This is a genomic window from Yersinia massiliensis CCUG 53443 (assembly GCF_000312485.1).
GTDB lineage: Bacteria > Pseudomonadota > Gammaproteobacteria > Enterobacterales > Enterobacteriaceae > Yersinia > Yersinia massiliensis.
Genome location: NZ_HE997653.1, coordinates 77,075 through 84,545, shown reverse-complemented (window position 1 = coordinate 84,545; position 7,471 = coordinate 77,075). Strand labels below are relative to the sequence as shown.

The following is a 7,471-nucleotide window of genomic DNA, read 5'->3' as shown; positions in this document are numbered from 1 at the left end:
ACGGTAGGTTTTACTGGCATTGATAATAATGGTGACATCATGCTGACCCGGTAAGAATTTATCAGCTCCACTGAAGAAATTAGCTAATTCTGCTGAATAGCCCAAACCTTCCAGTGTTTTTATATCAAATGCGGCAGCGCCCTCTTTTGTTGCAGAGAGTCCTGCCACAGGGAAAAGGGAAAGTAGGCAGGCTATATAAAGAAGTGATAGCTGACGACTGAACACAGGAATACCTTAGAATGAGCAAATCATTTATCGATAATAGTCTGTACGGTAATTTAATTTAAAATATAATTAAGCACAGTCAGATATGAGGGTAATTATTAATAATCGATGGCATGAGTAGGATGATTAATCACCCTACTCAATATTGATTGAGGACGAATTAGATACCAAAGGCGAAGTTCATCGTCATTGAACCATCAATCTTACTATCTTCAGTGATGGGGCCCGCCATGGTGGTACTGCCAGCTAATACTGCACTGACTTCAAGGTCTGCGCTAAACGTTTTACCCGCTTTTAATGATTTATCGGCATTAGACCACCCCTGCAATTCCCCTTTGAGTACGTTTGACATTGTGGTGCAATCAGCCGCTTGTCCTGGTTGAATACACACAATATTTGAAGCGACATTATCAATTTTAGCATTTGACATTTTAACAGTGTAATAGCCTATCTTGCCTGTGCCATTAACCAAACCCAGACCATAATTATGCCCACCGCTAGCACTCTCTGACCCACTGCGATTATCCTGAGGAGTATAGGTGAGATAAGTGTCAGCATCACAGGTAATGGTCCAAGTCTTTGTGATTGGGGTTAATGCCGTTGTCGCCACACCCGATTTAATATTGGTCGCTGAAATCTTACCCAGGTCATAAACACCACCATCGGGCGCCATCACATTACAGGTAGGAACACTGAGTTTTCCTTTCACCTTTAATTCTGCCGTTGGGGGAGCCGCATGCGCTGCAGTCATACCCAAAATCAGAGAAGATAAAACCGTCAGACCAATCAGTTGCTTTTGCATTTGTAGAGTATCCAGATTACAAGTTTAATTTAAGATTAATTTATCAACACGTTTATGTAATCTCTGCTTTGAGTTTCATTAAAACATGATGTAGATCAATTTATCTCGTTGGGGTGATTAAACAATAAACAGACATGGGCGTATATCAGAACAGAAGTGGACTTGATGTCAGAATATTCCTACTGAATTTCTATCTTATTAAATTCATTATTATCAATACGTTAGTCTTTAAATTAATGCTCAAAAACAATCATTTTTGAAGGATCCAAGTGATGAAAATAAGCGGGAGATGGGTACCTGTTTGTCCTTCTGTCATCGCGAGTCAGCTATCCTTGATATTAGCGAGGAATTCACGCCGATGAGCATTGGTGTATTCTCCTTTATTTGTGAAAACAAACTGGCGTTATCAATAAAACTCAAACAAAAAATAAGGGCCGAAATAATATTCCGGCCCTTTTTCACTATTAATTTGTCTTCGCGGTAATTAAATCCCGAAAGCGAAGTTCATGGTCATAGAACCGTCAAGCTCGGCATCGTCAGTGATGGGGCCACCCATGGTGGTGGTGCCACCCAAGATTGGGTTAACGGTGATATCAGCCACAAACACTTTACCGGTGCTCTGGGTGTTAGCCGCAGATGACCAACCGGTGCGCAGACCTGTGGTCAGGTTAGCTGTAGTTGTCGCCGTGAACGTTGATGTTGCAGAAGAGAACAAGTTAGACGCTTTGCCGTCTACAGTACCGTTCTTAATCTGTGCGGTGTAGTAACCGATTTTGCCGGTCGTGTTCACGTTACCCAGGCCGAAGTTAGTGGTGGCAGCAACACTGGCAGATGCCGCACGGTTATCAACAGGCATGAAGTTCAGATAAGTATCAGCATCACAGGTCACCGTCCAGGTTTTCGTCATTGGCGTCAGCGCGGTCGTGGCCGTCCCTGATTTGACTAAAGATGAAGACAATTTACCGAAATCATAAACACCTTCATCGGGAGAAGCGACGGTGCAGCTTGGAACAGTCAGTGTACCGATAACTTTCAATTCCGCTGTCGGAGGAGCGGCATGTGCTGCAGTCATACCCAAAACCAGAGAAGATAAAACAGTCAGACCAATCAGTTGCTTTTTCATGTGTAAGATATCCAAATTCATAATGTAGGGTTAATTGATGATTGGTCTGTCAGCATGTGATGTCGTCTCTATTTTGAGTTTCATCAAAGCATGATCTAGATCAATGTATTTCGTTGGAGTGATTAAACAATAAACAGATGTGGGCGTATATCGGAATGGAAGTGAACTTGATGTCAGAATATTCCTACTCATTTTTAATTAACTTGAGCAGCGTTGGGGCGGAAATAGGGGGTCTGTTGCATTAAGATGTCGTTACGGACACGATTAATCGAGGTCAGGATGACAACTCGTGATAAAGCAACAGGCAAAAGTGAACGACTGGCGGTTTAAACAGTGCTGAGGCGTCGGAATTTTGCTCTGGCTAAATAGACCGCGCAGAGCAAACTAAAATGGGAATATGTGTAGCATCGTCAATAAAGAGTGGGGAGCAGGTCTCTCCCCACTAACACAATGACTATACCTCGCTCAGAGCTGCCTGTCATGTCTGCTTAAGAAACGGCCTTAACGTAGGATATTTTCCGTTTTCCAAGCGGACCCCTTGTTGATCGTTATAGTGAACGAAAAGAATCAGCAGAAGCACTTTCCAGGCGAGTAAATCAGAGCAAGATTTGAAGTTGGTATGGCGAACAATGACAGCATTAGCATCAGCCAGGTCATTCTCAACATTCCTGATGGCGAGCGGGTCCATCTGCAGGAAGAAATGGCAACTTAATGATTAAGGGGGCAAATGCCCCCTTAATGTTTATTTCAGTCGTTTACCTGTTTCATCAACAACTTTTTCACCATCTTCCTTGGCGAATGCCCCTTTTTGCGCATCTGTCAGGATATCCAGCACCACTTCAGACGGGCGGCACAGGCGGGTACCCAGCGGCGTCACCACAATCGGGCGGTTAATCAGAATGGGATGTTGCAGCATAAAGTCGATGAGCTGATCGTCAGTAAATTTATCTTCCGAGAGCCCCAGTTCTTCATAAGGTTCAACGTTTTTGCGCAGCAATGATCGTACCGTGATCCCCATATCAGCGATGAGTTTGACCAGTTCATCGCGTGAAGGTGGGGTCTCAAGGTAGAGAATCACGGTCGGTTCAGTACCGCTGTTACGGATCATCTCCAGCGTGTTACGCGAGGTGCCGCAGGCCGGGTTGTGATAAATGGTGATGTTGCTCATATCAGTTTCTCATTACAAAGTGACAGAGAGACGTAGCGCCAGCGCAGCCAGCGTTACAAACAGCACAGGCAGGGTCATGATAATCCCGGTGCGGAAGTAATATCCCCACGTGATTGTCATATTCTTCTGTGAAAGTACGTGCAGCCAGAGCAGCGTTGCCAGGCTACCAATAGGGGTAATTTTCGGTCCCAGATCGCAGCCAATGACGTTGGCATAAATCATCGCCTCTTTGATAACACCGGTCGCGGCGCTGCCATCAATCGACAATGCGCCAACCAGTACGGTAGGCATATTGTTCATAATGGAAGACAGGAATGCGGTCAGGAATCCGGTGCCAAATGTCGCAGCCCACAGTCCCTTATCCGCCAGTACGTTCAGCACGTCGGAGAGATAATCCGTCAGACCGGCGTTGCGCAACCCATAGACCACCAGATACATCCCCAGCGAGAAGATCACAATCTGCCAGGGCGCGCCGTGCAGCACTTTACCGGTATTAATCGCATGACCTTTTTTAGCCATCGCAAACAAAATGACTGCACCCACTGCTGCAATCGCGCTCACAGGAATACCGAGTGGCTCGAGGACAAAAAAACCGACTAACAGAAGGATTAAGACTATCCAGCCGGTTCTGAACGTCGCCGGGTCTTTAATGGCTTTTGCCGGTTCTTTCAGTCGCGCCAGATCATAAGTAGGCGGGATATCCTTGCGGAAAAACAGATGCAGCATCACCAGTGTGGCAATAATCGCAGCAATATCTACTGGCACCATTACCGAGGCATATTCAGTGAATCCCAGATGGAAGAAATCCGCCGAAACGATGTTGACCAGGTTCGAGACGATAAGCGGCAAACTGGCGGTATCAGCAATGAAGCCAGCCGCCATCACGAACGCCAGTGTGGTGCTTTTACTGAAACCCAGCGCCAGCAGCATGGCGATAACGATAGGTGTCAGAATAAGCGCCGCGCCATCGTTGGCGAACAACGCCGCCACCGCCGCCCCAAGCAATACGATATACGTAAACAGCAGGCGACCACGACCATTCCCCCAGCGGGAAACGTGCAGTGCCGCCCATTCGAAAAAGCCGGACTCATCCAGCAACAGACTGATGATAATGACGGCGATAAACGTTGCCGTCGCGTTCCAGACGATATTCCACACCACCGGAATATCAGCAATGTGTATCACACCCGACGCCAGAGCCAGTACGGCACCCAGCGTTGCGCTCCAGCCAATCCCTAATCCTTTCGGCTGCCAGATAACCAACACGATGGTCAGGATAAAAATGGCTCCTGCCAGTAACATAAAACCTCCTGACAGGGCAGCAATGCTGCCCTGCGTGATGACAATAAATTAACCAGCGAGTTGTTTGAGTTTGCCGATGCCGGTCGGCTCTGACGCCAGTACAGGAACAAGTGCGACACGGCTGGCGTGCCGGAGTTTAACGCTCTCGATCTGCGGACGTTCTTGTTGTGCTCGCAGACGAAGCAGCGGCGAACGGGTATCCGCGATGGAAAGGCTGTTATTGATAATCCAGCCCCAAGGGTGAATGCCTGCACGCTCAAGATCGGCCTGTAAATTTGCCGCCTCAAGCACGGGCGTGGTTTCCGGCAGCGTCACCAGTAACACTTTGGTTCGCTCCGGGTCCTGAAGTTGCATCATCGGTGTGGTGAAATCCCCCTTATCGCCCATTTTCTTCGCAATCTCGCGGTGATACGCGCCTGTAGCATCCAGCAGCAATAGAGTGTGCCCGGTCGGTGCCGTATCCATCACCACGAAGCGCTTACCCGCTTCACGAATCACCCGTGAAAAGGCCTGGAAAACGGCAATTTCCTCGGTGCAGGGTGAGCGTAAGTCTTCTTCCAGCAGGAGTTTCCCCGCTTCGTCCAGTTCTTTTCCCTTTGTTTCAAGAACATGCTGACGATAGCGTTCCGTTTCCTCTTGAGGATCGATCCTGCTGACCTGCAGGTTGTTAAGGCTACCGTTCAGGGTTGTGCTGAGATGCGCCGCAGGGTCAGATGTTGTCAGATGGACATCAAATCCCATTTCGGCCAGCCTGACGGCAATGGCTGCAGCCATCGTGGTTTTCCCCACGCCACCTTTACCCATCAGCATGATCAGGCCATGCTCATTACGGGCAATATCATCGACCAACGCAGAAAGTGACGGAATGTCAGGGCGCTGTTGAACGTATTCTTCAGGTGATGACGCCGCTACAGGCTGAGTAGAGAGAAGCCCGCTGAGTGCAGACACGCCGACCATATTGACCGGCTGGAGGAATAACGTGTCAGTGGGCAGACCGGAAAGTTCAGAGGGAAGATTGGCCAGCGCCTCCTGTTCACGGTCCCATATTGCAGCAGCCAGTGTATCGTTTGCCGCTTCAGTTTTAGGCAGAACGCCATTAATAACCAGGTACTGATTTTTAAGGCCGATTGCGGCAAGTTCCAGATGAGTCCGGGCGACTTCCTGCAACGTGGATTTTTGCAGACGAGCAACTAATACCAGTCGGGTACGCTTTGGATCAGACAACGCTTCAACGGCATGGGCATACTGTTCACGCTGCTTTTCCAGCCCCGCCATTGGGCCGAGACAGGACGCGCCCTCGGGATTGCTGTCAATAAAGCTACTCCAGGCGCCCGGCAACTGAAGAAGGCGAATGGTGTGACCCGTCGGCGCGGTATCAAAAATGATATGGTCAAACCGCGTCAGCAGAGAGGCATCTGTCAGTAATCCGGTAAATTCATCAAAAGCCGCAATCTCTGTTGTGCATGCACCTGACAGTTGTTCGTTGATGCTGGAAACAACGTCATCAGGCAGGACGCCTTTAATAGGGTCAACGATTCTGGCCCGGTACTGTTGTGCAGCGGCCTGAGGATCAATCTCAAGAGCCGACAATCCAGGAACAGAGGCTATTGGCTGAATGGTATTGCCAATCGTCTGGCTAAACACCTGGCCTACGTTTGAGGCCGGATCGGTACTGACCAGCAGCACCCGTTTCCCCTGTTCTGCCAGACGGATCGCCGTGGCGCAGGAAATAGAGGTTTTACCAACGCCTCCTTTACCAGTAAAAAACAGATAAGGGGGGATATTCTGTAAGAATTTCATATGTCCTCCTGACATACTTAACAACAAGAAGTATTACCACCACAGCAGCTTGTTGGCGCTAATCCCACTTTCTCCAGTGGAATGCTAAACCAGCGAGCCAGCTCAGCGCGTTTCGGGTAACGCCCGGCCATCACTGTTTCGCCATCCAGTAACAACAATGGCAAACCTTCTGCCCCGGAAGCCTCAATAAACGCTTTGACCTTCTCGTTCTGTACAAAGCTCATCGGCTGTTGTGCGAGATTGAAACGCTCAATTTGTACACCACGTTGTTTGAGCCATTGCACATCCGCAGAAAAATCGACCAGAGCCTGATCAACATCTGTACCGCAGACGCCGGTGCTGCAGCACATCGCTGGGTCAAATACCGTTAACGTTTTCATTTCAATACCTCATATTTGATAAAGCATATATGTTAAGGCAAATTTTTTAGATGCAGACAGCCTTACTGCTACCGGAGCAGTTAACTGAAGCCAGCTTGCGGGCGATGGCCTGAACGTCGTCCTGTTGGCTTAACCAGGCCTGCTCAATAATCTGAGCAGCCCATGAAGGAATATGTGGTGATAAGCGGTAGTGAACCCATTTTCCTTGTTTACGATCCAGAAGAATTCCACTTTCCCGCAGCATTGCAAGATGACGGGAGATTTTGGGCTGCGATTGATCCAGTGTCATGCAAAGATCACACACGCACAACTCTCCCATCTCCCTGAGCAGCAACACGATACCCAAACGGGTTTCATCGGACAGGTTTTTAAATAACTGAAGTGGTGTTAGTTGCAACATTTCCCTCTCCTTTGTAGAAAACAAGTATCCCTCTACTCTGATATTAAGTCAAACAACACATAACCAAAAACATATGTGATAAATCTCACTATTACCTTAAGGTTGGTGCGCTAACTCGGAGGTCAGATGCAAGATTGAACACCAGAGACTGGTATTGACTTCTTATCTGTTTCCGCTGGGGTGGGAACACATCATATCTGAGGGGGGAGGAGATAACGTCTGGAGTTCCAATATTTAATCGAGGGTTTTGAGATTAATTTTTAGCCTTAAC

At 48.1% G+C, this 7,471-nt stretch carries 7 protein-coding genes and 2 pseudogenes; 1 reads left to right on the top strand and 8 read right to left on the bottom strand.

Features of this window, described 5'->3' with window-relative positions; all coding sequences use genetic code 11:
* The 3 genes and pseudogenes from BN68_RS22625 to BN68_RS22615 all read right to left on the bottom strand — a co-directional run.
* Positions 1-225 (bottom strand): annotated as a pseudogene (locus BN68_RS22625) (hypothetical protein); the annotation flags it as partial.
* 160 nt (positions 226-385) lie between these two features.
* On the bottom strand, positions 386-1,027 hold the full coding sequence (locus BN68_RS22620; RefSeq protein ID WP_019213442.1) for a DUF1120 domain-containing protein: 642 nt from the start codon (positions 1,025-1,027) through the stop codon (positions 386-388).
* A 484-nt stretch (positions 1,028-1,511) separates the two neighbouring features.
* Positions 1,512-2,150 carry a DUF1120 domain-containing protein gene (locus tag BN68_RS22615; protein WP_019213441.1) on the bottom strand — a complete coding sequence of 213 codons (639 nt, stop codon included), beginning with the start codon at positions 2,148-2,150 and terminating at the stop codon, positions 1,512-1,514.
* Positions 2,151-2,687: 537 nt separating this feature from the next.
* On the opposite strand from BN68_RS22615, the pseudogene BN68_RS23775 reads away from it, so the two are divergent.
* Positions 2,688-2,762 (top strand): annotated as a pseudogene (locus tag BN68_RS23775) (arsenical resistance protein ArsH); the annotation flags it as partial.
* 130 nt (positions 2,763-2,892) lie between these two features.
* Here the strand turns inward: BN68_RS23775 and arsC are convergent.
* From arsC to BN68_RS22590, 5 genes are read right to left on the bottom strand one after another with little or no spacing between them, the layout of a single operon-like run.
* Positions 2,893-3,318, bottom strand: a complete 426-nt coding sequence (gene arsC / locus BN68_RS22610) for a glutaredoxin-dependent arsenate reductase (RefSeq protein ID WP_019213439.1) — start codon at positions 3,316-3,318, stop codon at positions 2,893-2,895.
* A gap of 12 nt (positions 3,319-3,330) precedes the next feature.
* Positions 3,331-4,620 (bottom strand): arsenite efflux transporter membrane subunit ArsB, encoded by a 1,290-nt coding sequence (arsB, locus tag BN68_RS22605; protein WP_019213438.1) that lies wholly within the window; start codon positions 4,618-4,620, stop codon positions 3,331-3,333.
* A gap of 48 nt (positions 4,621-4,668) precedes the next feature.
* Positions 4,669-6,420 (bottom strand): arsenite efflux transporter ATPase subunit ArsA, encoded by a 1,752-nt coding sequence (gene arsA, locus BN68_RS22600; RefSeq protein WP_019213437.1) that lies wholly within the window; start codon positions 6,418-6,420, stop codon positions 4,669-4,671.
* A 17-nt stretch (positions 6,421-6,437) separates the two neighbouring features.
* Positions 6,438-6,800 (bottom strand): arsenite efflux transporter metallochaperone ArsD, encoded by a 363-nt coding sequence (arsD, locus tag BN68_RS22595; protein ID WP_011817072.1) that lies wholly within the window; start codon positions 6,798-6,800, stop codon positions 6,438-6,440.
* A gap of 46 nt (positions 6,801-6,846) precedes the next feature.
* Entirely contained in the window at positions 6,847-7,200 is a 354-nt protein-coding gene (locus BN68_RS22590) for a transcriptional regulator (RefSeq protein ID WP_019213436.1), read from the bottom strand.
* Positions 7,201-7,471 lie beyond the last annotated feature (271 nt).

What these genes read in the sequence shown, in the direction of transcription:
- BN68_RS22615 (WP_019213441.1), bottom strand. Translation starts at nt 2,150, where the DNA reads ATGAAAAAGCAACTGATTGGTCTGACTGTTTTATCTTCTCTGGTTTTG.
- arsC (WP_019213439.1), bottom strand. Translation starts at nt 3,318, where the DNA reads ATGAGCAACATCACCATTTATCACAACCCGGCCTGCGGCACCTCGCGT.
- BN68_RS22590 (WP_019213436.1), bottom strand. Translation starts at nt 7,200, where the DNA reads ATGTTGCAACTAACACCACTTCAGTTATTTAAAAACCTGTCCGATGAA.
- arsD (WP_011817072.1), bottom strand. Translation starts at nt 6,800, where the DNA reads ATGAAAACGTTAACGGTATTTGACCCAGCGATGTGCTGCAGCACCGGC.
- arsA (WP_019213437.1), bottom strand. Translation starts at nt 6,420, where the DNA reads ATGAAATTCTTACAGAATATCCCCCCTTATCTGTTTTTTACTGGTAAA.
- BN68_RS22620 (WP_019213442.1), bottom strand. Translation starts at nt 1,027, where the DNA reads ATGCAAAAGCAACTGATTGGTCTGACGGTTTTATCTTCTCTGATTTTG.
- arsB (WP_019213438.1), bottom strand. Translation starts at nt 4,620, where the DNA reads ATGTTACTGGCAGGAGCCATTTTTATCCTGACCATCGTGTTGGTTATC.